The organism is Variovorax sp. P1_G12 (assembly GCF_056405555.1).
On the sequence record NZ_JBFUBW010000007.1, the window covers coordinates 101,499 to 125,767 of the forward strand.

20 protein-coding genes are annotated in these 24,269 nt (G+C 69.1%); 12 read left to right on the forward strand and 8 right to left on the reverse strand.

The genetic code is table 11. The features are described 5' to 3' along the window. The first annotated feature begins 192 nt into the window (after positions 1–192). From gspF to AC1D2O_RS10165, 4 genes are all read left to right on the forward strand, one after another. Positions 193–1,425, forward strand: coding sequence for a type II secretion system inner membrane protein GspF (gene gspF, locus AC1D2O_RS10150; RefSeq protein WP_478093404.1), 1,233 nt, complete (start codon positions 193–195; stop codon positions 1,423–1,425). Between the two features lie 3 nt (positions 1,426–1,428). Next, complete coding sequence (locus AC1D2O_RS10155) at positions 1,429–2,328, forward strand: 5'-nucleotidase (protein WP_478156890.1); 900 nt, start codon at positions 1,429–1,431, stop codon at positions 2,326–2,328. A gap of 231 nt (positions 2,329–2,559) precedes the next feature. Beyond that, positions 2,560–2,790: a hypothetical protein gene (locus AC1D2O_RS10160; protein WP_478085691.1), complete on the forward strand. Its 231-nt coding sequence runs from the start codon at positions 2,560–2,562 to the stop codon at positions 2,788–2,790. A gap of 23 nt (positions 2,791–2,813) precedes the next feature. Next, entirely contained in the window at positions 2,814–5,000 is a 2,187-nt protein-coding gene (locus tag AC1D2O_RS10165) for a phosphocholine-specific phospholipase C (RefSeq protein ID WP_478085692.1), read from the forward strand. 62 nt (positions 5,001–5,062) lie between these two features. Here the strand turns inward: AC1D2O_RS10165 and AC1D2O_RS10170 are convergent, their stop codons facing one another. The 3 genes from AC1D2O_RS10170 to AC1D2O_RS10180 are packed head-to-tail and all read right to left on the reverse strand — an operon-like array spanning position 5,063 to position 8,842. Further along, positions 5,063–6,730 (reverse strand): putative 2-aminoethylphosphonate ABC transporter permease subunit, encoded by a 1,668-nt coding sequence (locus tag AC1D2O_RS10170; protein WP_478085694.1) that lies wholly within the window; start codon positions 6,728–6,730, stop codon positions 5,063–5,065. Continuing rightward, on the reverse strand, positions 6,727–7,794 hold the full coding sequence (locus AC1D2O_RS10175) for an ABC transporter ATP-binding protein (RefSeq protein ID WP_478085695.1): 1,068 nt from the start codon (positions 7,792–7,794) through the stop codon (positions 6,727–6,729). Before AC1D2O_RS10175 ends, AC1D2O_RS10170 begins: the two co-directional genes overlap by 4 nt. Positions 7,795–7,804: 10 nt before the next feature. Next, positions 7,805–8,842, reverse strand: a complete 1,038-nt coding sequence (locus AC1D2O_RS10180) for a putative 2-aminoethylphosphonate ABC transporter substrate-binding protein (protein ID WP_478085697.1) — start codon at positions 8,840–8,842, stop codon at positions 7,805–7,807. 242 nt (positions 8,843–9,084) lie between these two features. On the opposite strand from AC1D2O_RS10180, the gene AC1D2O_RS10185 reads away from it, so the two are divergent. Continuing rightward, positions 9,085–10,851 carry an ABC transporter ATP-binding protein/permease gene (locus AC1D2O_RS10185; protein WP_478085698.1) on the forward strand — a complete coding sequence of 589 codons (1,767 nt, stop codon included), beginning with the start codon at positions 9,085–9,087 and terminating at the stop codon, positions 10,849–10,851. On the opposite strand, the gene queC is transcribed toward AC1D2O_RS10185, so the two are convergent. The 5 genes from queC to AC1D2O_RS10210 all read right to left on the reverse strand — a co-directional run bounded on the left by queC (position 10,830) and on the right by AC1D2O_RS10210 (position 15,010). After that, the gene (queC, locus tag AC1D2O_RS10190) at positions 10,830–11,531 is read right to left on the reverse strand and encodes a 7-cyano-7-deazaguanine synthase QueC (protein ID WP_478085699.1); all 702 of its coding nucleotides are present in this window, start codon (positions 11,529–11,531) and stop codon (positions 10,830–10,832) included. The genes AC1D2O_RS10185 and queC overlap by 22 nt on opposite strands. A gap of 4 nt (positions 11,532–11,535) precedes the next feature. Then, positions 11,536–11,973 carry a TA system VapC family ribonuclease toxin gene (locus tag AC1D2O_RS10195; protein WP_478156892.1) on the reverse strand — a complete coding sequence of 146 codons (438 nt, stop codon included), beginning with the start codon at positions 11,971–11,973 and terminating at the stop codon, positions 11,536–11,538. Continuing rightward, positions 11,970–12,197 (reverse strand): hypothetical protein, encoded by a 228-nt coding sequence (locus AC1D2O_RS10200; RefSeq protein ID WP_478085702.1) that lies wholly within the window; start codon positions 12,195–12,197, stop codon positions 11,970–11,972. Before AC1D2O_RS10200 ends, AC1D2O_RS10195 begins: the two co-directional genes overlap by 4 nt. Before the next feature lie 72 nt (positions 12,198–12,269). Then, entirely contained in the window at positions 12,270–12,734 is a 465-nt protein-coding gene (locus AC1D2O_RS10205; protein WP_478085703.1) for a cyanophycin metabolism-associated DUF1854 family protein, read from the reverse strand. After that, positions 12,731–15,010, reverse strand: coding sequence for a cyanophycin metabolism-associated ABC transporter (locus tag AC1D2O_RS10210; RefSeq protein WP_478156894.1), 2,280 nt, complete (start codon positions 15,008–15,010; stop codon positions 12,731–12,733). The genes AC1D2O_RS10205 and AC1D2O_RS10210 overlap by 4 nt, the downstream gene beginning before the upstream one ends. A 127-nt stretch (positions 15,011–15,137) precedes the next feature. Between AC1D2O_RS10210 and AC1D2O_RS10215 the strand changes: the two genes are divergently transcribed. The 7 genes from AC1D2O_RS10215 (at position 15,138) to AC1D2O_RS10245 (ending at position 24,155) form a co-directional block, all read left to right on the forward strand. Next, the gene (locus AC1D2O_RS10215; protein ID WP_478156896.1) at positions 15,138–17,378 is read left to right on the forward strand and encodes a cyanophycin synthetase; all 2,241 of its coding nucleotides are present in this window, start codon (positions 15,138–15,140) and stop codon (positions 17,376–17,378) included. A gap of 35 nt (positions 17,379–17,413) precedes the next feature. Next, positions 17,414–19,981 (forward strand): cyanophycin synthetase, encoded by a 2,568-nt coding sequence (cphA, locus tag AC1D2O_RS10220; RefSeq protein ID WP_478085707.1) that lies wholly within the window; start codon positions 17,414–17,416, stop codon positions 19,979–19,981. A 420-nt stretch (positions 19,982–20,401) separates the two neighbouring features. Then, entirely contained in the window at positions 20,402–20,761 is a 360-nt protein-coding gene (locus AC1D2O_RS10225) for a hypothetical protein (RefSeq protein WP_478085709.1), read from the forward strand. 109 nt (positions 20,762–20,870) lie between these two features. Then, on the forward strand, positions 20,871–21,122 hold the full coding sequence (locus tag AC1D2O_RS10230; RefSeq protein ID WP_442286149.1) for a hypothetical protein: 252 nt from the start codon (positions 20,871–20,873) through the stop codon (positions 21,120–21,122). A 38-nt stretch (positions 21,123–21,160) separates the two neighbouring features. Further along, on the forward strand, positions 21,161–22,657 hold the full coding sequence (locus AC1D2O_RS10235; RefSeq protein WP_478156898.1) for a CYTH and CHAD domain-containing protein: 1,497 nt from the start codon (positions 21,161–21,163) through the stop codon (positions 22,655–22,657). A 233-nt stretch (positions 22,658–22,890) separates the two neighbouring features. Next, positions 22,891–23,241 carry an alpha/beta hydrolase gene (locus AC1D2O_RS10240; protein WP_478085714.1) on the forward strand — a complete coding sequence of 117 codons (351 nt, stop codon included), beginning with the start codon at positions 22,891–22,893 and terminating at the stop codon, positions 23,239–23,241. A gap of 260 nt (positions 23,242–23,501) precedes the next feature. Beyond that, positions 23,502–24,155, forward strand: a complete 654-nt coding sequence (locus AC1D2O_RS10245; RefSeq protein WP_478085716.1) for a response regulator transcription factor — start codon at positions 23,502–23,504, stop codon at positions 24,153–24,155. Positions 24,156–24,269: the final 114 nt, after the last annotated feature.

Here is a 24,269-nt window from a genome sequence, read left to right on the forward strand (position 1 = left end):
ATTCTAAGTGCGACCTTTTCTGCCGGTCAATGAGATCGCGTCCAGTGTTAACCACTAGTACATAGACGCGCGCCACGGGCAGCGCCTCGCGGCCGAACGAACAGGGCGCGATCGTGGGGAAGCAGCCCGACGAAAAAGGCTCGCCAAGCGTCGACAATGCGGGTTCGCATATTCATTCTGCTGACGGTCCTCATGCCTGCCTACTCCTTCGAAGCCATCGATTCCCAAGGCCAGGCCCGCAAGGGCGTGGTCGAGGCCGACACCGCGCGCGCCGCACGCGGCATGCTGCGCGCCCAGGCGCTGATTCCGCTGGCCCTGACGACCGTCGGCAGCGTCGAGAGCGGCGTGCCCGCGGTCGGCGGCTGGCGCCGGCTGTACGGCGGCGGACGGGTCTTCAACTCGACCACGCTGGCGGTCTGGACGCGGCAGATCGCGGGGCTGGTGTCCTCGGGCCTGTCGCTGGAACGCGCCTTGACCGCTCTGACCGACGAGGCCGAGACCGAAGAACAGCGCAATCTGGTCGCCTCGCTGCGTGCCGAGGTCAATGCCGGCTCTCCGTTCGGCCGTGCACTCAGCCAGCACCCGCGCGAGTTCTCGCCGATCTACACCGCCGTGATCGGCGCCGGCGAGCAGAGCGGCAACCTGGGCCTGGTGCTCGAGCGCCTTGCCGACGACCTCGAACAGCGCCAGGCGCTGCAGCAGAAGCTGGTCGGCGCGGCAGTCTATCCGGCGATCGTGACGCTGGTCGCGATCGTGATCGTGATCTTCCTCGTGAGCTACGTGGTGCCGCAGGTGGCCAACGTGTTTGCCGGCACCAAGCGCGCACTGCCGATCCTCACGGTCGGCATGCTCGGCCTCAGCGCGCTGGTGCGCAACTACGGCTGGCTGGCATTGATCGTGATCGTGCTGGGCGTGATCGCGGCCCGCATGGCGCTGGCGCGCGCCGCGATCCGCGAGCGCTTCGACGCCGCCTGGCTCAACCTGCCGCTGGTCGGCAAGCTGGCCCGCGGCTACAACGCGGCGCGCTTCGCCAGCACGCTGGCGATGCTGGCGACCGCAGGCGTGCCGATCCTGCGCGCACTGCAGGCCGCCTCCGAGACGCTCAGCAACAGCGCGATGCGTGCCGATGCGCTCGACGCCCTGGTGCTGGTGCGCGAAGGCGCGCCGCTGGCCTCCGCGCTGGCGCAGAAGAAGCGCTTTCCCGGCATCGTCTCGATGTTCGCGCGCCTCGGCGAGCAGACCGGCACCCTGCCGCTGATGCTGCAGCGCGCGGCCAACCAGCTGGGCGCCGAAGTGCAGCGCCGGGCGATGCACCTGGCGACCATCCTCGAGCCRCTGCTGATCGTCGCGATGGGTGGCGTCGTGATGCTGATCGTGCTGGCGGTGCTGATGCCGATCATCCAATTGAACCAATTCGTGAAGTAGCCCATGGCGGTCTCCCTGGACGACAAGCTGGTGGTCGCAATCTCCTCGCGGGCCCTCTTCAATCTTGAGGAAGAAAACCGCATCTTCGAATCCGGTGACGACGCCGGCTACATGAAGCTGCAGCTCGAACGGCTCGACGTACCGGCCCGGCCCGGCATCGCCTACTCGCTGGTGCGCAAGCTGCTGCGCTTCAATGACGACGGCCAGCAGCGGGTCGAGGTGGTGATCCTGTCGCGCAACGACCCGGTGTCGGGCATGCGCGTGTTCCGCTCGGGCGTGGCCAACGGCATCTCGCTGCAGCGCGGCGTGTTCACGCAGGGCCGGCCGCCTTTCGGCTACCTGCGGCCGCTGCGCGCCCACCTCTTCCTGTCGGTCAACGCCGATGACGTGCGCGAGGCGCTGGTCGCCGGCTTTCCTGCGGCGCGCGTGTTGGTCGAGTCGGTGCACGCGAGCGACGCCTATCCGAACGAAGTCCGCATCGCCTTCGACGGCGATGCCGTGCTGTTCAGCGACGAGGCCGAGCGCGTCTTCCAGGCCGAGGGGCTCGATGCCTTCCAGCTGCACGAGTCCTCCAAGGCCGGAATGCCGCTGCCCGAAGGGCCGTTCAAGCCGCTGCTGGCGGCGCTGCATCGGTTGCAGCAGGCCAGCAGCCCCGTCATGCGCATCCGCACCGCGCTGGTCACCGCGCGCAGCGCGCCGGCGCACGAGCGCGCGATCCGAACGCTGATGAACTGGAATATCAAGGTCGACGAGGCGATGTTTCTCGGCGGCCTTCCCAAGGGCGAGTTCCTGCGCGAGTTCGAGCCCGACTTCTTCTTCGACGACCAGACCGGCCACGTCGATGCGGCCGCGCGCCATGTGCCCTCGGGGCACGTCGCCAGCGGCATCAGCAATCCGCGCTGAGCGCCCCTCGGCCTGAGCCGCGCGCGCCGAGCGCGCGTCACGCTTTCGCCATGCCGGCGTCATCGCCGGTTCACTCGGGTGTAACGCCCTCTTCCTAAAGTTGCCCGGCCGACGCGCGCCCTGTCTTCACGGCGCGCCTTGGGTCGGCCACGCCGTCCTGCGCGTTCGTCCGACCCGGCGCCATTCCGCTCGACCCCGAGCTTTTCGCAACCCGAGCCACAAGGACTTTTCATGCCCTCTTTTCCCCTTCCGCGACAGCGTGCGCGCCGCCCGCGCATGGCCCTCGCGGCCGCCTTGATCGTCGCCTGCAGCCTCGCCGCCTGCGGCGGCGGCAGCAGCGGCGGCGGAATCTCCACCGGCCTCCCGAGCGGCGGCACTACGCCCGCCACGGGCAGCGGCGAGACGCCCGTCGCCACCACGCCCGACACCGCAACCAAGCCCGAGCTGCGCTGCGCGCCCTGAACTCTCCCAGCACGACATCAACCATGACCTCACGCCGCAAGTTCCTCACCCACACCGCCACCACCGGCGCCGCCGCCGCCGCGCTCTCGGCCTTTCCGCCCAGCATCCGGCGCGCGCTGGCGATCCCCGCCAACAACAAGACCGGCACCCTGAAGGACGTCGAGCACGTGGTGATCCTGATGCAGGAGAACCGCTCCTTCGACCACTACTTCGGCACGCTCGCCGGCATCCGCGGCTTCGGCGACCGCTTCCCGATCCCGCTGCCGAAGGGGCTGAACGTCTGGCAGCAGAGCGACGCCAACGGCAAGCCGATCCTTCCCTACCACCTCGACGGCAGCAAGGGCAACGCGCAGCGCGTGAGCGGCACGCCGCACTCCTGGAACGACGGCCAGAATGCCTGGGACGGCGGCCGCATGGACCAGTGGCCGCGCTACAAGAACACCGCGTCGATGGGCTACTTCAAGGAGGCCGAGCTGCCCTTCCAGTTCGCGCTGGCCAATGCCTTCACGCTGTGCGACGCCTACCACTGCGCGATGCACACCGGCACCAATTCCAACCGACTGTTCCACTGGACCGGCACCAACGGACCGACCGGCGCCAACGTGGCCTCGGTGGTGAACGAGTTGGACGACATCGGTCCGTCGACCACGGGCTTCGAGTGGAAGACCTATCCCGAGCGCCTGCAGGAGGCCAAGGTGAGCTGGATGGTCTACCAGTTCATGCCGGACAACTACACCGACAACCCGCTCGCCGGCTTCAAGCAGTACCGCAAGGCGAACGAGGATTCGGGCAAGCCGGTCAGCAACTCCGCCGCCTCGCCGGCCTACGATCCGGCCAGCGACGACACCGGCAATCCGCTCTACAAGGGCATTGCCAACACGATGCCGGACGGTGGCTTCCTCGAGCAGTTCCGCCTCGATGTGGTGAACGGCAAGCTGCCGCAGGTCTCGTGGATCATCGCGCCGGCCACCTACTCCGAGCACCCCGGACCCTCGAGCCCGGTGCAGGGAGCCTGGTACATCCAGCAGACGCTCGACGCGCTGACCGCGGTGCCCGACGTCTGGAGCAAGACCGTGCTGCTGATCAACTTCGACGAGAACGACGGCTACTTCGACCACGTGCCCTCGCCGTCGGCGCCCTCGCTCAACCCCGATGGCAGCGCGGCCGGCAAGACCACGCTGCCCGACGCGGACATCGCCATCGAACGCTTCACGCACCCGAGCCCGCCCGGCACCACCTCGCAGCCGGCTCCGGACGGCCGCGTCTACGGTCCGGGCGTGCGCGTGCCGATGTACGTGGTGTCGCCCTGGAGCCGCGGCGGCTGGGTCAACTCGCAGGTCTTCGACCACACCTCGGTGCTGCGCTTCCTGGAGCAGCGCTTCGGCGTGAAGGAGCCCAACATCGGCGCCTTCCGGCGCGCGGTCTGCGGCGACCTGACGAGCGCCTTCAATTTCGCCAACCCCAACAACGAGGCCTTGCCGGTGCTCGCGGGCCGCAAGAGCAAGACCGATGCGGATGCGCTGCGGGCCCAGCAACAGGCACTGGCCCAGATCGTGCCGCCGGTCAATGCGCAGCTGCCGCGCCAGGCCAGCGGTACCCGACCCTCGCGCGCCCTGCCCTACGAGTTGCACACGAGCGCGCGCAGCGACGCGGTCAACGGCACGGTGCAACTGCTGTTCTCCAACACCGGCAAGGCCGCCGCCGTGTTCCATGTCTACGACAAGCTCAACCTCGACCGCCTGCCGCGCCGCTACATGGTGGAGGCCGGCAAGACGCTCGACGACAGCTGGAACGCGACCACCGACAACGCCGGCCTCTATGACCTGTGGGTGCTCGGCCCCAATGGCTTCCACCGCGAGTTCAAGGGTGACCTGAACCGGCTGCGCGCCGGCGACGCGGCCATCCCCGAGGTGCGCGTGTGCTACGACATCGCCAACGGCAATGTCTACCTGAGCATGGCGAACAGCGGCAAGCGCAGCGCGAAGTTCACGATCCGCGCCAAGGCCTACCGCGACGACGGTCCGTGGAATGCGGCCGTCGCCGGCGGCGCCACGGTCGAGCAGCACTGGGACCTGGCGGCCAGCGGCCAGTGGTACGACTTCGCCGTGACCTGGGACGCCGATGCCAGCTACTACCGCCGCTTCGCCGGTCGGGTAGAGACCGGCAAGCACGGCGTGAGCGACCCGGCGATGGGGCTCAGCGACGTGTGATCCCATGAAAAACGCCCCGTGGACCTGCAACGGTCCACGGGGCGCGGGGCGCGGCCGAGGCCCTAGCGGCTGCGCCAGCCCTGGGTCCGCGCCAAGGCGGCCCGCCCGGCCAGCGCGAACAGGCCGCGGCCGAGCGCGGCCGTGAGCATGATCAGGGAAGCCATCGCCGCTGCCGGCGCGACGTCGCCGGCATCGTCCATGTTGAGCACCGCGACCGCAGCCAGCGTGGTCTGCGGCGAGTACAGGAACACCACCGCCGAGACGGTCGTCAACGCGTTGACGAAGAAGTAGCCGCCGACCTGCAGCACCGTGGGCAGCGCCACCGGCAGGTGCACCCGCCACAGCGTGCGCCAGAAAGGCACTCCCATCGATTCGGCCACCAGTTCGTATTCGCGATCGAGCTGGCGCAGCGCGGTGAGCGACGTCAGGTGGGCGACCGAGAAGAAATGCGCGACCGTGCAGACGATCAGGATCGCCATGCCGCCATAGAGCCCGCGCAGCGGATTCGAAGGCGAATTGAAGAAGAAGATGTAGCCCACGCCCAGCACCAGGCCCGGCACCGCGAGCGGCAGGTTCGCCAACAGGTTCAGCGCCTCGCGCAGCAGGCCGAAGCGGCGCGGCTTCTCGACCAGGTAGGCCGAGAGGAAGGTCGCGACGGCGCCGGCCGCCGCGGCGCCCAGCCCGAGCTGCAGCGAGTTGAAGTAGCTGGCCCAGCCGCCGCCGTCCATGTTGCCGAAGTCGTAGTTCCTGAAAGACGGCGCGAGCTGGTAGGGCCAGTAGGTGGCGAGCGAGGCGAACACCGCCATGCCGATCATCCCGAGGATGGCCGCGGCAATCAGCAGGCAGGCGGCGAACAGCGCGCGGTCGCGCACCGGCACCGGCTCGGGGCGGTGCGGCGTGGCGCGCGCCGACAGCACCGCCGCCTGCCGCCGGCGCACGCGCCGCTCCACCAGGAAGGACAGCAGCGCCGGGATCAGCAGCACGAAGCCCACCACCGCGCCCATCTGGAAGTTCTGCTGGCCGACCACCTGCTTGTAGATGTCGGTGGCCAGCACGCCGGTCTGGCCGCCCACCACCTTGGGCACGCCGAAGTCGGTGATGACCAGCACGAAGACCACCATGCCGGCCACGATCAGCCCGTAGCGCGAGGCCGGCAGCGTCACCGTGCGGAAGATGCGCCAGCGCGAGGCGCCCAGCGTCTGCGCGGCCTCGTAGAGCCGGCCGTCGGAGGTCGCCATCGCGGTGGTGAGGATCAGCAGCGCATGCGGCAGGGTCCAGAAGACCGAACCCAGCACGATGCCCAGCGGGCCGTAGATCGAGACCCCGCCGAGCCAGTCCTTGAACACGCCCTGGTTGCCGAACAGGTAGATCAGGCTGATCGCCGGCAGCAGCGAAGGCGCCAAGAGCGGCAGCAGCGCGATCGCGCGCAGCAGGCCCTTGCCGCGCATGCACGCGAGCGTGAGCCCGTAGGCGTAGACATAGGCGATGGCGGTGCACAGCACGGCGCTGAGCGCCGCCAGCCAGACGCTGTTGAAGGCCGACTGGACCAGCGCGGGGTTGTCGAGGTAACGGGCGAAGTTCGCCAGGCCGACGAAGGCGCCGGCGCGGTCGAAGAAGCTCTGCCCCACCAGTGCGGCCACCGGCAGCGCGACGATCACGACCAGGATCGTGAGCGCGAGCAGCAGCCCGGCGCCGGTCAGCCAGCGCTCGCGGTCGAAAGCGGCGCTCAATGCGCCAGCACCGACAGCGCGTGCTGCGGCAGCTCGATGTGCACCATGCTGCTGGGCACCAGGGGCTCGCCCGTCCGGTGATCGGGTGGCAGCTCGGCCTCGATCTCGATGCCGAGCGGTTCGCAGGCCAGCCGCACCGCAGTGCGGTTGCCGAGGAACTCGGTATCGAGCAGGCGGGCGGCGAAGCTGTTGGCGCCCAGGCCGTCGCCGAAGCGCCGGACCACCACGTGCTCGGGCCGAATGCCGACGGTGGCCTGCGCACCCACCTGCAGTGCGCCGGGCGCGCAGTGCAGCTCGCTGTCGCGCACCCGCACGCGGTCGCCCGCCAGCACGGTGGCGGGCAGCATGTTCATGCGGCCGACGAAGCTGGCGACGAAGCGGGTGCGCGGCCGGTGGTAGAGCTCGCCGGGCGACCCGGCCTGCTCGATGCGGCCGTCGTGCATCAGCACCACGCGATCGGCCATCGACAACGCTTCCTCCTGGTCGTGCGTGACCATGATGGTGACGATGCCGAGGCGCTTCTGCAGCGCGCGGATCTCGCCGCGCAGGCTGGCGCGCACCTGCGCATCGAGCGCGGACAGGGGCTCGTCGAGCAGCAGCAGCCGCGGATTGGGCGCCAGCGCGCGGGCCAGCGCCACGCGCTGCTGCTGGCCGCCCGACAGCTGCACCGGGTACTTGTCGGCATGGGCCGCCAGGCCGACGAGATCGAGCATTTCGCGCGAGCGCCTGGCCATCTCGCGCGCCAGGGCGCCGGTCGGATGCAGGCCGTAGGCGATGTTCTGCGCCGCCGTGAGGTTGGGAAACAGCGCATAGGACTGGAACACCACGCCGAAGCCGCGCGCCGCCGGCGGCAGGCCGGCGATGTCCTGGCCATTGAGCAACAATTGGCCGCGGTCGGCGCGCTCGATGCCGCAGACGATGCGCAGCAGCGTGGTCTTGCCGCAGCCCGAGGGCCCGAGCAGGCAGACGAATTCGCCGGGCTCGACGTCCAGGTCGATGCCGTCGAGCACGCGGCTGGCGCCGAAGGACTTGCCGATGCCGCGCAGGGAAAGATAAGACGTCATGCGGGAGGGCTTACTGCGGCGGTGCCTTCTTTTCCGACTTCGATTCGTAGCGCTTCGACCATTCGGTCAGGATGCGGTCGCGGTTGGCGGCGGCCCAGTCGAAGTCGTTCTTGGCCAGCAGCTTCTCGACGTCGCCCGGCACGAATTCCAGCTTCTCCTGGATGCCCGGCAGCGCCAGCACCGCGAAGTTCTTGGCATAGAGCTCGTTGGCCTGCCTGGTCACGGCCCAGTCGGCCAGGGCCTTGGCGGCCTCCGGCTTCTTGGTCGTCTTCATAACGCCGGTGGCCTCCATGTCCCAGCCCAGGCCTTCCTTGGGCAGCACGATGTCGATCGGCGCGCCGTCGCGCTTGGTCTTGTTGGCGCGGTATTCGAAGGACATGCCGAGCGCGAACTCGCCGGCGCCGGCCTGGCGGCAGGGCTTGCTGCCGGACTGGCTGTAGATGCCGATGTTCTGGTGCAGCGCGTCCATGAACTGCCACGCCTTGGGCTCGCCCATCATCTGGATCCAGCCCGACACCATGAGGTAGCCGGTGCCCGAGGCGGCCGGGTTCGGCATCGTGATCTGGCCCTTGTAGACCGGGTTCGTCAGGTCGGCCCAGCTCGTCGGCTTGGGCAGGTTCTTCTTCTGCGCCTCGGCGGTGTTGAAGCAGATCGCCGACGACCAGACATCCATGCCGACCCACTTGGGCGGATTGGCGCTGTCGCGCATGGTCGGCTTGATGGCTTCCAGGCCCTTGGGCGCGTAGGGCTGCAGCATGCCCTCCTTGTCGAGCAGCATCAGCGAGGTGGCGGCCAGGCCCCAGACCACGTCGGCCTGCGGATTGGCCTTCTCGGCCAGCAGCTTGGCGGTGACGATGCCGGTCGAATCGCGCACGAACTTCAACTCGATCGAAGGGTTGTCCTTCTCGAAGGCCGCCTTGTAGGCCTGGACCTGGTCGGCCTCGAGCGCGGTGTAGACCAGCAGCTCGGTGCGGCCCTGCGCGGCGGCGCCGACGCCGAGGGTCAGCAGGACGGCGGGCAGGAGGCTCTGGAAGGTGCGACGCAACATGGATGGATTCCTCAGGGGGATACGGAAAGACGCAAAAAGAGAAAGGCGCGCGCCGGTGCGCGGCAGCCCTGGATCATCGGCAGCGGATATGACAGGCATTTGTCAACGCGGTGGCGCGTCGATGACAAATTGGTGCGTTGTCATGCAAATGACGCCGTTCAGCGCCGCTTAAGAATCCGGCGCCTGCCGGAGATACGATGAACGCAACGCGCCGCACCCAGGCGCGAACCTACTCCCACGCCATGACCACTTCCACCGGCTCGCCCCACATGCTCTCCACCCTGCGCCGTATCGGCGCGCTGGCCTCGCCCTACTTCAGGTCCGAGGAGAAATGGATGGCGCGCGGGCTGCTGGCCGCCATCGTGGCGCTCAACCTCGGCGCGGTCTACATGCTGGTGCTCAACAACCAGTGGTATGCGCGCTTCTACGACGCGCTGCAGAACAAGGACCAGGCGATCTTCTGGAAGGAGATCGTCTTCTTCTGCTGGATCGCGGCCGGCTTCATCGCGATCGCGATCCTGAGGTTCTACCTGACCCAGCTGCTGCAATTGCGCTGGCGCGCCTGGATGACCCGCAGCTACCTGCAACGCTGGATGGCCGACCGCACCTTCTACCGCCTCGAACTGGCGCGCTACGGCCAGCAGGACGGCCAGACGCCGGACAACCCCGACCAGCGCATCCAGGAAGACATGCAGATCTTCACCGACTACACGATGACCCTGTCGATGGGCCTGCTCAATGCAGTGGTCACGCTGGTGAGCTTCATCGGCATCCTCTGGGGCCTGAGCGGCGTGGCGGACTTCACGCTGTTCGGCCACGCCTTCTCGGTGCCCGGATCGATGGTCTGGATCGCGCTGGCCTACTGCGCGGCCGGCACCGTCATCACGCACTACATAGGCCGGCCGCTGATCGGGCTGAACTTCCAGCAGCAGCGCTACGAGGCCGACTTCCGGCATCACCTGGTGCGCGTGCGCGAATACAGCGAGGCGATCGCGCTGGACCGCGGCGAGAAGGTGGAGCACGTCCAGCTCCAGCTGCGCTTCGGCGCGGTGCTGAAGAACTACCTGCAGCTGATCAGGAAGCAGAAGAACCTGGTCGCCTTCACCGCGTCGTTCGGCCAGGCCTCGGTGATCTTCGCCTTCATCGTGCAGGCGCCGCGCTTCTTCAGCGGCGCGATCCAGCTCGGCCAGCTGATGCAGGTCAACTCGGCCTTCGGCCGGGTGCAGGACTCGCTGAGCTGGTTCGTCGACAACTACGACCGGGTGGCCGTCTGGCGCGCCACGGCCGACCGGCTGAGCTCATTCGAGGCCGCGATGCGGGCCAATGCGGGCGCGACCAGCGCGCTCGAGCGCGCGCCCGCGGACAACGCCGAGGGCCTGCGTGCAGATGGCTTCGGCGTCACGCTGCCCGACGGCGCGCGCCTGATCGACGGCGCCGCGCTGGCGGTTCGTCCGGGCGACACCGTGATGCTGCAGGGCCCCTCGGGCAGCGGCAAGTCGACGCTGTTCCGGGCCTTCGCCGGCATCTGGCCCTTCGCCAAGGGCCGGGTCTCGATGCCCGACAACACCATGTTCATTCCGCAGCGGCCCTACGTGCCGGACGGCCGGCTGCGCGACGCGCTGGCCTATCCGCAGCCGGCGAGCGAGTTCAGCGATGCGCAGCTGGTGCAAGCGCTCAACGATGCGCTGCTGCCCGATCTCGCGGGCCGGCTGGACGACCGCGATGCCTGGAGCCAGAAGCTCTCGGGCGGCGAGCAGCAACGCCTGGCGATCGCGCGCGTGCTGCTGCGCAAGCCCGCCTGGCTGTTCGCGGACGAGGCCACCAGCGCGCTCGACGCCGACAGCGAGGCCACGCTCTACAAGCGATTGGCGGCCATGGTGCAGGCCGCCGGCGGCGCGATGGTGTCGATCGCGCACCGGGCCTCGGTCGGCGACCACCACCAGCGCCGCTGGACGCTGGTGCCGCAGCCCGAGGGCAGCGGCGTGCGCTACAAGGTCGAAGCCACGTAGCGCTCCCAGCCCCGCGCGCGCAGCTCGCAGGCCGGGCAGGCGCCGCAGCCGTAGCCCCAGTCGTGGCGTTGCGTGCGGTCGCCGAGGTAGCAGGTGTGGGTGTCTTCGACGATCAGCTCGACGAGGGCATTGCCGCCCAGCCGATGCGCCAGGCCCCAAGTCGCCGCCTTGTCGATCCACATCAGCGGCGTCTCGATCACGAAACGCCGGTCCATGCCGAGCGAGAGCGCGATCTGCATCGCCTTCATGGTGTCGTCGCGGCAATCGGGGTAGCCCGAAAAATCCGTCTCGCAGACGCCGGTGACGATCACCTCGAGGCCGCGCCGGTAGGCGAGCGCGCCGGCCAGCGTGACGAACAGCAGGTTGCGCCCCGGCACGAAGGTATTGGGCAGGCCATTGGCCTGCATCTCGAAGGCGATGTCCTGCGTCAGCGAGGAGGCGCTGACCTGGCCCAGCACGTCGACCGTGAGCATGTGGTCGTCGCCGAGCCGCGGCGCCCACTGGGGGAAGCGCTCGCGCAGGCGCGCCAGGACCGTGAGGCGCGCATCGAGTTCGACGCGATGGCGCTGGCCGTAGTCGAAGCCGATGGTCTCCACGCGTTCGTACTTGGCAAGCGCATCGGCCAGGCAGGTGGTGGAGTCCTGGCCACCGGAGAAGAGGACGAGGGCGGTGGTGTGCATGGGGTCAGTCCGGAATCCTGATGTGGCGTTGCCGCTCGGCGGCGGTGGCGAGCAGCTGCGAGATGCCGCCGTCGAAGGTGATCAGCCTCACGCCATGGCGCATGGCCAGCGTGAGGAGCCAGGCATCGGTGATCTGCCGATGCCCGCGCAGGCCGCCGGTGCAACTGCCCAGCACCTGCTCGATGCCGAAATCCAGCGCGAGGAAGCGATGCTTCGGATGCGCGGTGTTGCGCAGCATGACTTCGGCGATCTCGCTGATTGAAATGGCCTGCCCCGAGAACGCCGGCTGCGAGATCACGCGCACGAAAGCGGCCTGCGTCAGCGCGGTGGTGGCCCAGCCGTCGCGCGCATGGCGCTGGAACCAGCGAATCATGCGCTCGTGGTGCTCGTGCGCCGGCCAACCCAATGCGATCAATGCATTGGCGTCCAGCAGCCAGCTCAAGGTGCGTCTTCCAGCAGGTCCTTGACCTGTCGGCTCGTGACACGGGGGGCATCCGGCGACAGGTCGAACACCCAGACGCCCGCCTTCTTGCGCACCGGCAGGCGTTCGCCGCCGCCGCGCCGGATCAGCTCGGAGATGGCTTGTCCGAGCTTCAGGGCACGTGCCTGCGCATAGGCCTGGGCCATTTCGAAGGCGTCGTCTTCCAGCGTGACTGTGGTGCGCATGGCTGATGCACTTTCAGGGATTTGATGCACTTCATTCTATTTGATGCACCCCAAAGCCACGCGTCGATGCCCCTACAGGAACCGCTCCAGCAACTTGCGCGATCCGCGGTCCAGCGTCTTCACGTCGGGAATGCGGAACTGCACCCCGTGCGCGCTGGCGATCAGCAGCGCACCGTCTTCGAGCCGGCGGATGTCCTCCTCGGCCTTCAGCACGAAGCGGGTCTCGCCGCGGTCGGTGTCGACGGTCCAGGTGCTGGGCACGCCGAAGCTCGACACCTTGTGCAGCTTCAGCAGCGTGGGCGCGAAGTCCCGGGCCGCGAGCTCGTGGCCGAGCAGCTCGCGCGTGGCTTCGGGCAGCCGGTCGAGGCGATCGATCCAGACCAGCTCGCGGCCGTCGAGACCGACCAGCGAGATGCCGTCGTCGGGCGCGGTCAGCGGGAAGGCCCGCACCGGCAGCACGCCGTCATGGCGCATGCCGCTGTCGTCCGTCAGCACCAGCCGGCCGAAGGCGTCGCGTTCGAGTTGAAAGTTGCTCATGCGTCCCCCGCCGGATGTGCCGCGTGCCCGCCCAGCGCCATTGCCACCGAGGCGCGCTCGGCCGCCGCCCCCGCGCTCTCGTCGTCGGCGTGCCGAAGCTGGGCCTGGTAGAGCCGCCAGTAGGCGCCCTGCTTCTCCATCAGCGCGTCGTGCGGCCCGACCTCGACGATCTCGCCGCGGTCCATCACGACCAGCCGATCGGCCTTGCGCAGTGTCGAGAGCCGGTGCGCGATCGCGATCGTGGTGCGTCCCTGCACCAGGTTGTCGAGCGCCTTCTGGATCTCCTTCTCGGTCTCGGTGTCGACCGCGGAGGTGGCCTCGTCGAGGATCAGGATGCGCGGGTCGATCAGCAAGGCACGCGCGATGCTGATGCGCTGCCGCTCGCCGCCCGAGAGCCCCTGGCCGCGCTCGCCGACCAGCGAGTCGTAGCCGTGCGCGAGCCGCAGGATGAAGTCGTGCGCATGGGCTGCGCGGGCCGCGGCCACGATCTCCTCGCGCGTCGCGTCGGGCTTGCCGTAGGCGATGTTCTGCGCGATGGTGCCGAAGAACAGGAACGGCTCCTGCAGCACCAGCCCGACGTGGCGCCGGTAATCGGCCACCGCGAAGCGGCGGATGTCGGTGCCGTCGACCTTGATGGCGCCGTCGGTGACGTCGTAGAAGCGGCAGATCAGGTTCACCAGCGTGCTCTTGCCCGAGCCGCTGTGGCCCACCAGGCCGATCATCTCGCCGGGCTCGATCACCAGGTCCAGGTCGCGGATCACCGCCCGGCTGCCGTAGCGGAAGCCCACGTCGGCCATCTCGATGCGCCCCTGCACGCGCTCCACCTTCACCGGGTTCGCGGGCTCCGGCACGTTGCTCACATGGTCCAGGATGTCGAAGATGCGCTTGGCGCCGGCGGCCGCCTTCTGCGTCACCGAGACGATCCGGCTCATCGAATCGAGCCGGGTGTAGAAGCGCCCGATGTAGGCGATGAAGGCGGTCAGCACGCCGACCGTGATGCGCCCGCGCGCCACCTGCCAGATGCCGAAGCCCCAGACCACCAGCAGGCCGATCTCGGTCAGCAGCGAGACGCTGGGCGTGAACAGCGACCAGGTCTTGTTGAGCTTGTCGTTGACCTGCAGGTTGTAGACGTTGGCGGCGTGGAAGCGCTTCGCCTCGCGCCGCTCCTGCGCGAAGGCCTTGACCACGCGGATGCCCGGAATGGTGTCCGCCAGCACGTTGGTGACCTCGCTCCAGACCCGGTCGATCTTCTCGAAGCCGGTGCGCAGCCGGTCGCGCACCACGTGGATCATCCAGGCGATGAACGGCAGCGGCACCAGCGTGACCACCGCCAGCAGCGGATTGATCGAGAACAGGATCACGGCGGTCATCGTGATCATCAGCACGTCGGTCAGGAAGTCGAGCGCGTGCAGCGACAGGAAGACGTTGATGCGGTCGGTCTCGGAGCCGATGCGCGCCATCAGGTCGCCGGTGCGCTTGCCGCCGAAGTAATCGAGCGGCAAGGTCAGCAAGTGTTCGTAGGTGGTGGTCCGCAGGTCGGCGCCGATGCGTTCCGACACCAGCGCCAGCAGGTAGGTGCGGGCCCAGCCCAGCGCCCAGCCGACCAGTGCCGCGGCCAGCAGCGCGCTGAGGAACATCACGACCTTGGCGACCGCGATCTGCTGCCCGTTCTGGAACGGGATCAGGATGTCGTCCATCAGCGGGATGGTCAGGTAGGGCGGCACCAGGGTCGCGGCGGTCGATGCCAGGGTCAGTAGAAACCCGGTGATCAGCTGCTTGCGGTAGGGCTTGGCGAAGCGGCCCAGGCGCAACAGCACCCAGGTCGAGGGCGGGGCCTGGAGCTCCGGTTCGCCGAGCGCCGCATCGTCCGCGTCGGCACCCGAAGGTGTCGCCTGCGCGACATCTTCAATCCTCGCCTCGAACAGTTTCTGCAGCCGCAGCGCTGCCGGCTGCTGGGCCAGGGTGTAGCGCCAGCGCGCCAGCCGGCCCCGGTCGTCCAGCAGATCGAGCGTCCCGACGCCGGCATGGTCGCCAAACTGGAGCTCCAGGCCCCCCGGCGAGGGAATCGGCCATTCGGTCCAGATTCCCCCGGCGCTGCAGGCCAACAGGCGGCGATCGGTCAGCGCCAGCAGGCCGGACTTAAACCGAAGTTCCTCATCGAGGTCAACCGGGAGGGTCGCCAGAACGTTTTCCGCGACTGAGAGCCGACTTTTCAGAGCGTCTGAGGCCTCCCCTGCTTCGCCCCCCGGGGCTCCGAATGGATCTTGATGTTGCATTGTGTTTCTGTACTTCCGGCCCTCCGACGGACCCTTTCTGGCGCACGTCGGGCGCCGATTCTGACTGATCGCCATGGGCGCGCTTGAAAGCGCCGTGGTGCTCGGCCAAAGCACATCGAACGTTTTCATGACCCGTTTCGACGACATCCGTCTGCTGCGCATCAACTATTTGCGCGGCCCGAACCTCTGGACCTACCGCCCCGTGCTCGAAGTCTGGCTCGACCTCGGCGCGCTCGAGGACCATCCTTCCAACACGATTCCCGGCTTCACCGAGCGCCTGACCACGCTGCTTCCGGCCCTGATCGAGCACCATTGCGGCGTCGGCGAGCGCGGCGGCTTCATCCAGCGCCTGACCGAAGGCACTTGGGCCGGCCACGTGCTGGAGCACGTCGTGATCGAGCTGCTGAACCTGGCCGGCATGCCGACCGGCTTCGGTCAGACCCGCAGCACCTCGCAGCACGGCGTCTACCGCATGGTGTTCAGGGCCCGCGACGAGCAGGTCGCCCGGGTGGCGCTGGCCGAGGGCCACCGCCTCCTCATGGCGGCGATCAACGGCGACCCGTTCGGCAGCGCCGACGTGCAGCGCGCGGTCGATGCGGTCAAGGCCAAGGTCGAGGACTGCTACCTCGGCCCGAGCACTGCCTGCATCGTGGGCGCCGCCACCGACCGCGGCATCCCGCATCTCAGGCTCAACAGCGGCAACCTGGTCCAGCTCGGCTACGGCGCCAACCAGCAACGCATCTGGACCGCCGAGACCGACTACACCAGCGCCATCGGCGAATCGATCGCCAGCGACAAGGAGCTCACCAAGTCGCTGCTCGCGAGTTGCGGCGTGCCGGTGCCCGAAGGCCAGGTGGTGGCCAATGCCGAGGAAGCCTGGGAAGCCGCCGAGGACATCGGGCTGCCGGTGGCGGTCAAGCCCTCGGACGCCAACCATGGCCGCGGCGTTTCGCTCGAACTCCACACGCGCGAGGAAGTCATCGCCGCCTTCGCGATCGCCGAGCCCGAAGGCAGCGACGTGATGGTCGAGCGCTTCATCCGCGGCTACGAGCACCGCCTGCTGGTGGTCGGCGGCCAGGTGGTCGCGGCCGCGCGCGGCGAGGTCATCACCGTCACCGGCGACGGCAGTTCGACCGTGGCCCAGCTGATCGACAGCCAGCTCAACAGCGACCCGCGGCGTGGTGCCGAGGAGGAATTCCCGCTCGATGTGATCGTGGTCGACACCGACGCCAAGCTGCAGCTCGAGCTCAAGCGCCAGGACCTGGACGCCGCGGCCGTGCCCGCCGCGGGCCGGGTGGTCACGATCCAGCGCAACGGCAACATGGCGATCGACTGCACCGACCAGGTGCATTCCGACGTCGCCCATGCGGCCGTGCTGGCCGCCCGCGTGGTCGGCCTGGACATCGCCGGCGTCGACCTGGTGGCGGAGGACATCTCCCGACCCCTCGGACCGCAGGGCGGCGCGATCGTCGAGGTCAACGCCGGCCCCGGCCTGCTGATGCACCTGAAGCCGGCCGTCGGCTCGCCGCGGCCCGTGGGCCGCGCGATCTGCGACCACCTGTTCCCGGACGACGCGCCCGGCCGCATCCCCGTGGTCGGCGTCGCCGGCTCGCAGGACACCGCCGTGCTCTCGCGCCTGGTGGCCTGGCTGATCGGCCTCGGCGGCCGCCACACCGGCCTGGCCTGCCGGGACGGCCTGTTCCTCGAGCGGCGCCGGGTCGATGCCCGCGACAGCGCCCACTGGGAAGCCGGCCACCGGCTGCTCGTGAACCGTGCCGTGCAGGCGGTGGTGATCGAGAACGGCGCCGAAACCATCCTGCGCGACGGCCTGGCCTACGACCGCTGCGAAGTCGGCATCGTGACCGACCTCGAAGGCGCCGAAGCGCTGGGCGAATTCGACATCACGGCCAGCGACCAGATGGTCAGGGTGCTGCGCACCCAGGTCGACGTGGTGCTGCCCGAAGGCACCGCGGTGCTCAACGCCGCCGATCCGCGGGTGGCCGGCCTGGCGCCGCTGTGCGATGGCGACGTGATCCTCTACTGCGCCGACCCGCAGGCCGCGGCGCTGGTCAAGCACCAGGCCGAAGGCGGCAAGGCGGTGCTCGTGCGCCAGGACCGCGTGGTGCTGGCCAACGGCAGCAGCGAATCCTTCCTGCCCGGCCTCGGCCGGCTGACCATCTGGCGTGCCACGCATGCCGGCGTCAGCCTCGACAGCCTGCTCGCCGCGGTCGCCGCGGCCTGGGCGCTGGGCATCCCGCTGAACCTGATCGGTGCCGGCGTCGAAGCCTTCGAAGCCGACCTGCAGGCGGCGCTCGCGTCGCTGCAGCTGTCCCAGACCCTTGTCTCGCCCGAACAACAATTTGCCTGACCGGCCGGACCCCTGGTCCGCCGGCACCCCACGCCATGGAAGTCACCCGCATCCGCGCCTTGCGCGGGCCCAATCTCTGGAGCCGCCACACCTGCATCGAGGCGATCGTCCGCTGCACGGGCGATGACACCGCGATCGAACGCCTGCCGGGCTTCGAGGACCGCCTGCGCGCGCTGTTCCCGACCATCGGCGAGTTGCACCCGATCGTGCTGGGCCAGCCGCTGGCGCTGGCCCACGTGCTCGAGAACGCCGCCATCGCCCTGCAGGCGCAGGCCGGCTGCCCGGTGAATTTCGGCCACACCTCGCGCACCCTCGAGGACGGCGTCTTCCAGGTCGCCTTCCAGTACAGCGAGGAGGCCGTCGGACGGCGCGCGCTCGAGCTGGCCAGGGCCCTGATCGACGCCGCCCACGCCGGCACCGAATTCGACGCCAACGCCGCCATCACCGAGCTTCGCGACCTCGACGAATCCGAGCGCCTCGGGCCGAGCACCGGCTCCATCGTGGATGCGGCGGTGGCACGCGGCATTCCGTACCGCCGCCTCACGCGCGGCAGCCTGGTCCAGTTCGGCTGGGGCTCGAAGCAGCGCCGCATCCAGGCCGCCGAGGTCGACAGCACCAGCGGCGTGGCCGAGGCAATCGCCCAGGACAAGGAACTCACCAAGCAGCTCCTCAATGCGGCCGGCGTGCCGGTGCCGCTGGGCCGGCCGGTGGCGGACGCCGCCGACGGCTGGGCCGCGGCGCTCGAAATCGGCCTGCCTGTGGTGGTCAAGCCGCAGGACGGCAACCAGGGCAAGGGCGTCACGGTCAACATCACGACCCAGGAGCAACTGCTCGCCGCCTACGACTCGGCCGCGGTCTACGGCGAGGTCATGGTCGAGAAGTTCCTGCCCGGCTTCGACTTCCGCCTGCTGGTGGTGGGCGACCGGCTGGTGGCCGCGGCCCGCCGCGATCCGCCGCAGGTGATCGGCGATGGCGTGAAGTCGGTCCGCGAACTGGTCGAAGGGGTCAACCAGGACCCGCGCCGCGGCGAAGGTCACGCGACCTCGCTGACCAAGATCCGGCTCGACGACATCGCCATCGGCCGCCTCGAGTCGCAGGGCCTGAAGCCCGACAGCGTGCCGACGCTCGGCCAGCGCGTGGTGCTGCGCAACAACGCGAATCTCTCCACCGGCGGCACCGCCACCGACGTGACCGACACCGTGCACCCGGAAGTGGCGGCACGCGCGATCGATGCGGCCCAGATGGTCGGCCTGCACATCTGCGGCGTCGACATGGTCTGCGAGAACGTGCTGCGTCCGCTCGAGGAACAGCACGGCGGCGTGGTCGAGGTCAATGCCGCGCCCGGCCTGCGGATGCACATCTCGCCTTCTTTCGGCCGCGGGCGCGCGGTCGGCGAGGCGGTGATGGACACGCTGTTCGCGCACGGCGACGACGGCCGCATCCCGGTGGTCGCCGTGACCGGCACCAACGGCAAGACCACCACCGCGCGCCTCATCAACCATTTGCTCGCCGGCAGCGGATTGCGCACCGGCATGACCAACACCGATGGCGTCTACGTCGACGGCCGGCAGACCGACAGCGGCGACTGCAGCGGCCCGAAGAGCGCGCGCAACGTGCTGCTGCATCCGGACGTCGATGCCGCGGTGTTCGAAGTCGCGCGCGGCGGCGTGCTGCGCGAAGGCCTGGGCTTCGACCGCTGCCAGGTGGCGGTGGTGACCAATATCGGCAGCGGCGACCACCTCGGCCTGAACTACATCACGACCGTCGAAGACCTGGCCGTGCTCAAGCGCGTGATCGTGCGCAACGTGGCGCCTGGCGGCTACGCGGTGCTCAACGCCACCGACCCCAACGTGGCCGCGATGGCGACCACCTGTCCCGGCAGCGTGATCTTCTTCGCTGCCGACCGCACGCATCCGGTGATGGCCACGCACCGCGCCCAGGGCAAGCGCACCGTCTACGTCGACCAGGACGCGGTGGTGGCCGCCGAAGGCTCCTGGCGCGAACGCATTCCGCTGCGCGACGTGCAGATCACGCGCAACGGCACCATCGGCTTCCAGGTCGACAACGTGATGGCCTCGGTGGCCGCGGCCTGGGCCGTAGGCCTGGACTGGGACACGATCCGCAGCGGCCTCGCGAGCTTCAAGAACGACGCCGCCGGCGTGCCCGGCCGCTTCAACGTGATGGACTACCGCGGCGCCACCGTGATCGCCGACTACGGCCACAACACCGACGCCATGCGTGCGCTGGTCGCCGCGGTCGACACCATGCCGGCGAAGAAGCGCTCGGTCGTGATCAGCGGCGCCGGCGACCGGCGCGACTGCGACATCCGCGACCAGACCGCGATCCTCGGCCAGGCCTTCGACGACGTGATCCTCTACCAGGATGCGGCGCAACGCGGCCGCGCCGACGGCGAGGTCATGGCGCTGCTGCGGCAGGGGCTGGAGGGCGCGGAGCGCACCCGCTTCATCGACGAGATTCGCGGCGAATTCATCGCCATCGACGCGGCCCTGGCCCGGCTGCAGCCCGGCGACCTGTCGCTGATCCTGGTCGACCAGGTCGAGGAAGCGCTGGCGCACCTGTCGAAACGGATCGCTGCAGGGTAATTGGCCCCCACGCTCCCCCACTGCGTGTGGGTCGCTGCCCCCCGAGGGGGCCGCAGGCCGCCTTGGGGCGGCCCGGCGCCGGCCTGGATGGCCCCCACGCTCCCCCACTTCGTGTGGGTCGCTGCCCCCCGAGGGGGCCGCAGGCCGCCTCGGGGCGGCCCGGCGCCGGCCTGGATGGCCCCCACGCTCCCCCACTTCGTGTGGGTCGCTGCCCCCCCGAGGGGGCCGCAGGCCGCCTTGGGGCGGCCCGGCGCCGGCCTGAGCCCCTGGTCCGGCAGCGGTCGGCTCTGTCCGACAGCAAGGTGCGCCTTCGTGCGCTCGCGCCCGGCCCTTCCGTCCCACACGCTTCCTTCTCCATCGGGCCACAGACTGAGGGCCTGGAGTGGCGCGAGTCCGCGCCACCATGGACAAGGAGTCACCATGAACACCGCACTGCATTCCTGTGTCGCCGCCCTGCTGGCCGCCGGCAGCCTCGCCGGCGCATCGGCCGCCTTCGCCGCCGGATCGCCTCCCGGCTCGCTGCCCTGCGACGGCATGCTGCAGGACAAGGCCGCGTGCCTGCGTGAACGAGGCGCAGCAGCCGAGACGGCCCGCCGAGGCGGCTTCCCCGCGCCCGATGCGGCCACTCTGCAGCAGAACGCGCTCGCGCGCTGCGCCCGGCAGCCGGAGAGCGACCACGAGGCCTGCGAGGCCCGGGTCATGGGAGGCGCTTCGACCACCCTGACCGGCAGCGTGCTGGGCGGCGGCGTGATTCGCCAGGCCGAAACGCCGGTTCGCTGAGGGCACAATGGCAGGGCAGGCCGCCCCATGCCTGCCATGAGACTGTCACAAAGCACCTGCAGACGCTGGCTATAGTCAGGGGAATGTACTAAAGGAGGAAGGTTTCCCTATGAACGCCATCAAGGTCGCCCGCCGATTCATCGAAACGGACCCGGCCAACGCGTCTGCAAAGATCCTCGCCCGATTGGTGCTGGCACTCGAATCCGAGGCCAGCTTCGAGCTGGTCACGCTCTATGAACTCGACTACAAGAGCTTCCAGCTGGCGATGGACATCCTCAGGGAATGGCGCCTCGACCGCTACTACGCCAGCAAGTCCAAGCTGTACGATCTGTCGCTGCAGGTCAGCGAACTGAAGGAGTGAAACCGGCGCCATCCGCGTTGAGGTCACCGAGTGGCCCAGTGACAGAGTTCGAGCTCAAATTCCAGGTCGACGCGCCCAACCGGGCCGCGGTGGAAGCGGCTGTCGCGCGGGGACGTTCCCACCGCGCGCGGCTGCGTGCCCGCTACTACGACACGGCGGACGGCGCACTGGCCGCCCGGCACATCGTGCTGCGCGTGCGCAAGGAAGACGGCGCCTGGATGCAGACCGCCAAGGCTCCGGGTGCGAGCCCGGTCGAGCGTCTGGAGCACAACGTCGAGCTGCCGCCCGTGCGGGCCAGCGAGGTGCCGCTGCCGCTGATCGGTCGGCACGACGGGACGCCGGTCGGCGAGCGGATCGCCCAGGCCCTGCGACAGGCCGGGCACGACCCGGCCGAGGCCGAGCTGATGCCGCTGTACGGCACCGACGTCTGGCGCACCACGCGCGAAATGCGCAGCGGCGACGCGCTGGTCGAACTGGCCTTCGATGTCGGTGAAGTGCGCAGCGGCGACCGCTCGCGGCCCCTGTGCGAACTCGAGATCGAGCTCAAGCTCGGCAGCGCTTCGTCGATGCTCGAGCTGGCCCGCCGCTGGCGCGGCCGCTACGGACTCTGGCTCGACACCGTGTCCAAGTCCGAGCATGGCGAGCGGCTGGCGCGAGGCCAGGCCTACGGCCCGCCGACCAAGGCCCGGGCGCCCCAGCTGGACGCCGATGCCGATGGGCCGCAGGTGTTTCGCGCCGTGCTCGACAGCTGCCTGGCGCAGATGCTTCCGAACGCCAGCGAGGTCGCGGCCGGCAGTCCCGATCCCGAGCACGTGCATCAATTGCGGGTCGGCATCCGGCGGCTGCGCACCGCGCTGCGAGAGATGGCCGACTTCGCGCCGGCCATCGACCCGGCATGGGAGCCCGTGCTGGCCGATACCTTCCGCGCGCTCGGCCGCCAGCGCGATCGCGACCACCTGCTGCGGGTGGTGCAGCCGCAGATGCTGGCGCACGGGGCACCGCCCTTCGAGTTCGAGGAGGCGTCCGGCGAGATCCCAGAATCGAAGACCGTGGTCCGGGCGCCGAGCTTCCAGGCGGTCCTGATGGACCTGATCGCCGCCGCCCTTCCGAGCGGCGCCGAGGGCGAGCCTGCGAAGAAAGGCACACCCGCACGCAAGGCGCTCCGGCTCCGGCTTTCGACGCTGCATCGGCAGGTGCTGCGAGACGGCAAGCGCTTCGACAGCCTCGAGCCGGCCAAGCAGCACCGCGTGCGCAAGCGCCTGAAGCGGCTGCGCTACCTGGGCGAGTTCGCGGCCTCCTTGTTCGGACGGCGCGCCGCGCAGCGCTTTCTGGAACAACTGGAACCGGCGCAGGATGCGCTCGGCGCGCACAACGACGCCCAGATGGCGATGACCGCCTGCCGCGACGGCGCCGCCTACGACGGCGCAGCCTGGTTCGCGGTCGGCTGGCTGGCGGCGAACCAGCCCGCCAGCGCCGCGCAGTGCCGCAAGGCGCTCGCCAAGGTCGCGGATCTGCGCCCGTTCTGGACGCGCTGAGCGGGGGGACCTCCGCGCCCCAGCGCAGCACCCGCAGCGGCCGCGATTGGCGGTAGTACGCGAAAGCCCCCGCTTTTCGGCGGCTACGCGCCGAAATTTCTTCTCATTGTTTCGACTTTGGCAACAGTGCGATTCTTTTTTATGCGGGTTTTTACCTATGTGCCAGGCTAGACTTGCCCGCACGGATCGCAAGAACGGTCCGGCCCGTTCAACCAAAGCCAGAAAGAAATCCAATGAAGACCTCGAAGATCCTCGCCGCCGCCGCCCTTTCGCTGCTCGCCGCCGCCGGTGCCCATGCCGAAATCTATGAAGGCGTGCACGCCCTGACCTCTGCCAGCAGCCGCGCCGAAGTGAGCGCCCAGGCCGCGGTCGCTGCCCGCAACGCCAATCCCTACGCCGAAGGCTATTCCAGCGGCGTGACCACCATCGCCAGCACCCGCGACCGCGCGTCGGTGCGCGAGGAAGCCGTTGCCGCCGCCCATGCCCCGAACCAGAACGTGCGCCGCGAATCCTTCGCCGGCAGCGTGATTCCGTCGCAATTCGGCGGTGCCCGCATCCGCACGACGCGTCAAGCCGCCCTGTAATTCGCGGCTCGCAGAAACAACCGGCCCGGCGAAAGCGGGGCCGGCTTTTTTTCGCCTTATGGTTCGGAATTCACAATTTCGTAAAGCGAATTAACTACATTCATAATCATTGAAGGTTCACTTACACCAAAGGGCAGCTTGTCACGCCCCTTGGCTCCGTGTTCAATGCACCTTCGCCGTCGGCGAATCGGGCCCCGCCGATGGAGCGAGAGCGCGGTGAACGTGGAGCGGCCTCTGGAGGTTTAGGAATGGGCAAGTTGATGGTTTCGGATACTGACGGTGAAACTCCCACGATTCGGCTGATCGACGATGACGTCTCGTTTCGGCGCGCGCTGCAGCGGCTCCTGCGCGAGGCTGGCCATCAGGTGGCCGAGTACGGCTCGGTCGGCGAGATGCTCCTCGAGGGCATCGGCAGCGCACCCGGCTGCCTGGTGCTGGACATCCACATGCCCGGTCCCAGCGGGCTCGATCTGCAGGAGATGATCGCCAGCCAGCCCGAACCCCTGCCCGTGATCTTCGTGACCGCCGAGGCCACGGTGCATGAAACGCTGCGCGCGATGAAGGCCGGCGCCGCGGATTTTCTTTTCAAGCCGGTGGACGGCGAGACCCTGCTGTCGGTCATCGGCAAGGCCATACAGGACGATGCCGCCCGGCGCCAGGCGCGGCGACGGCTGTGCGCGCTGCAGACCCGCTACTCCCGGCTCAGTCCGCGCGAACGGCAGGTCATGGAAATGGTGGTCAACGGTTCGCTCAACAAGCAGATCAGCGCCCAGCTCGGCGCCGCGGAGCGCACCGTCAAGGCCCATCGCGCGCACGTCATGGAAAAGATGGAGGTGAGTTCGCTGGCCGACCTCGTCCGGGCCGTGGGGCAGCTGGGCATGTCACCCGGCGACGCCAGCCACGCCGGCGCCTGAAAGCGAAGACCCGCCACCCACCTGCGCGGAACTTGGACCCACTTGCCCCGAAGGGCACCCGGGCATCTCCTTGGCTCGATGGCCAATGCCGGCAGACGACTCCTTTAATCTTCA

Coding starts and splice junctions, on each gene's coding strand:
- AC1D2O_RS10155 (WP_478156890.1), top strand. CDS start 1,429: ATGGCGGTCTCCCTGGACGACAAGCTGGTGGTCGCAATCTCCTCGCGG.
- AC1D2O_RS10160 (WP_478085691.1), top strand. CDS start 2,560: ATGCCCTCTTTTCCCCTTCCGCGACAGCGTGCGCGCCGCCCGCGCATG.
- AC1D2O_RS10165 (WP_478085692.1), top strand. CDS start 2,814: ATGACCTCACGCCGCAAGTTCCTCACCCACACCGCCACCACCGGCGCC.
- AC1D2O_RS10175 (WP_478085695.1), bottom strand. CDS start 7,794: ATGACGTCTTATCTTTCCCTGCGCGGCATCGGCAAGTCCTTCGGCGCC.
- AC1D2O_RS10180 (WP_478085697.1), bottom strand. CDS start 8,842: ATGTTGCGTCGCACCTTCCAGAGCCTCCTGCCCGCCGTCCTGCTGACC.
- AC1D2O_RS10185 (WP_478085698.1), top strand. CDS start 9,085: ATGACCACTTCCACCGGCTCGCCCCACATGCTCTCCACCCTGCGCCGT.
- queC (WP_478085699.1), bottom strand. CDS start 11,531: ATGCACACCACCGCCCTCGTCCTCTTCTCCGGTGGCCAGGACTCCACC.
- AC1D2O_RS10200 (WP_478085702.1), bottom strand. CDS start 12,197: ATGCGCACCACAGTCACGCTGGAAGACGACGCCTTCGAAATGGCCCAG.
- AC1D2O_RS10205 (WP_478085703.1), bottom strand. CDS start 12,734: ATGAGCAACTTTCAACTCGAACGCGACGCCTTCGGCCGGCTGGTGCTG.
- AC1D2O_RS10210 (WP_478156894.1), bottom strand. CDS start 15,010: ATGCAACATCAAGATCCATTCGGAGCCCCGGGGGGCGAAGCAGGGGAG.
- AC1D2O_RS10215 (WP_478156896.1), top strand. CDS start 15,138: ATGACCCGTTTCGACGACATCCGTCTGCTGCGCATCAACTATTTGCGC.
- cphA (WP_478085707.1), top strand. CDS start 17,414: ATGGAAGTCACCCGCATCCGCGCCTTGCGCGGGCCCAATCTCTGGAGC.
- AC1D2O_RS10225 (WP_478085709.1), top strand. CDS start 20,402: ATGAACACCGCACTGCATTCCTGTGTCGCCGCCCTGCTGGCCGCCGGC.
- AC1D2O_RS10230 (WP_442286149.1), top strand. CDS start 20,871: ATGAACGCCATCAAGGTCGCCCGCCGATTCATCGAAACGGACCCGGCC.
- AC1D2O_RS10240 (WP_478085714.1), top strand. CDS start 22,891: ATGAAGACCTCGAAGATCCTCGCCGCCGCCGCCCTTTCGCTGCTCGCC.
- AC1D2O_RS10245 (WP_478085716.1), top strand. CDS start 23,502: ATGGTTTCGGATACTGACGGTGAAACTCCCACGATTCGGCTGATCGAC.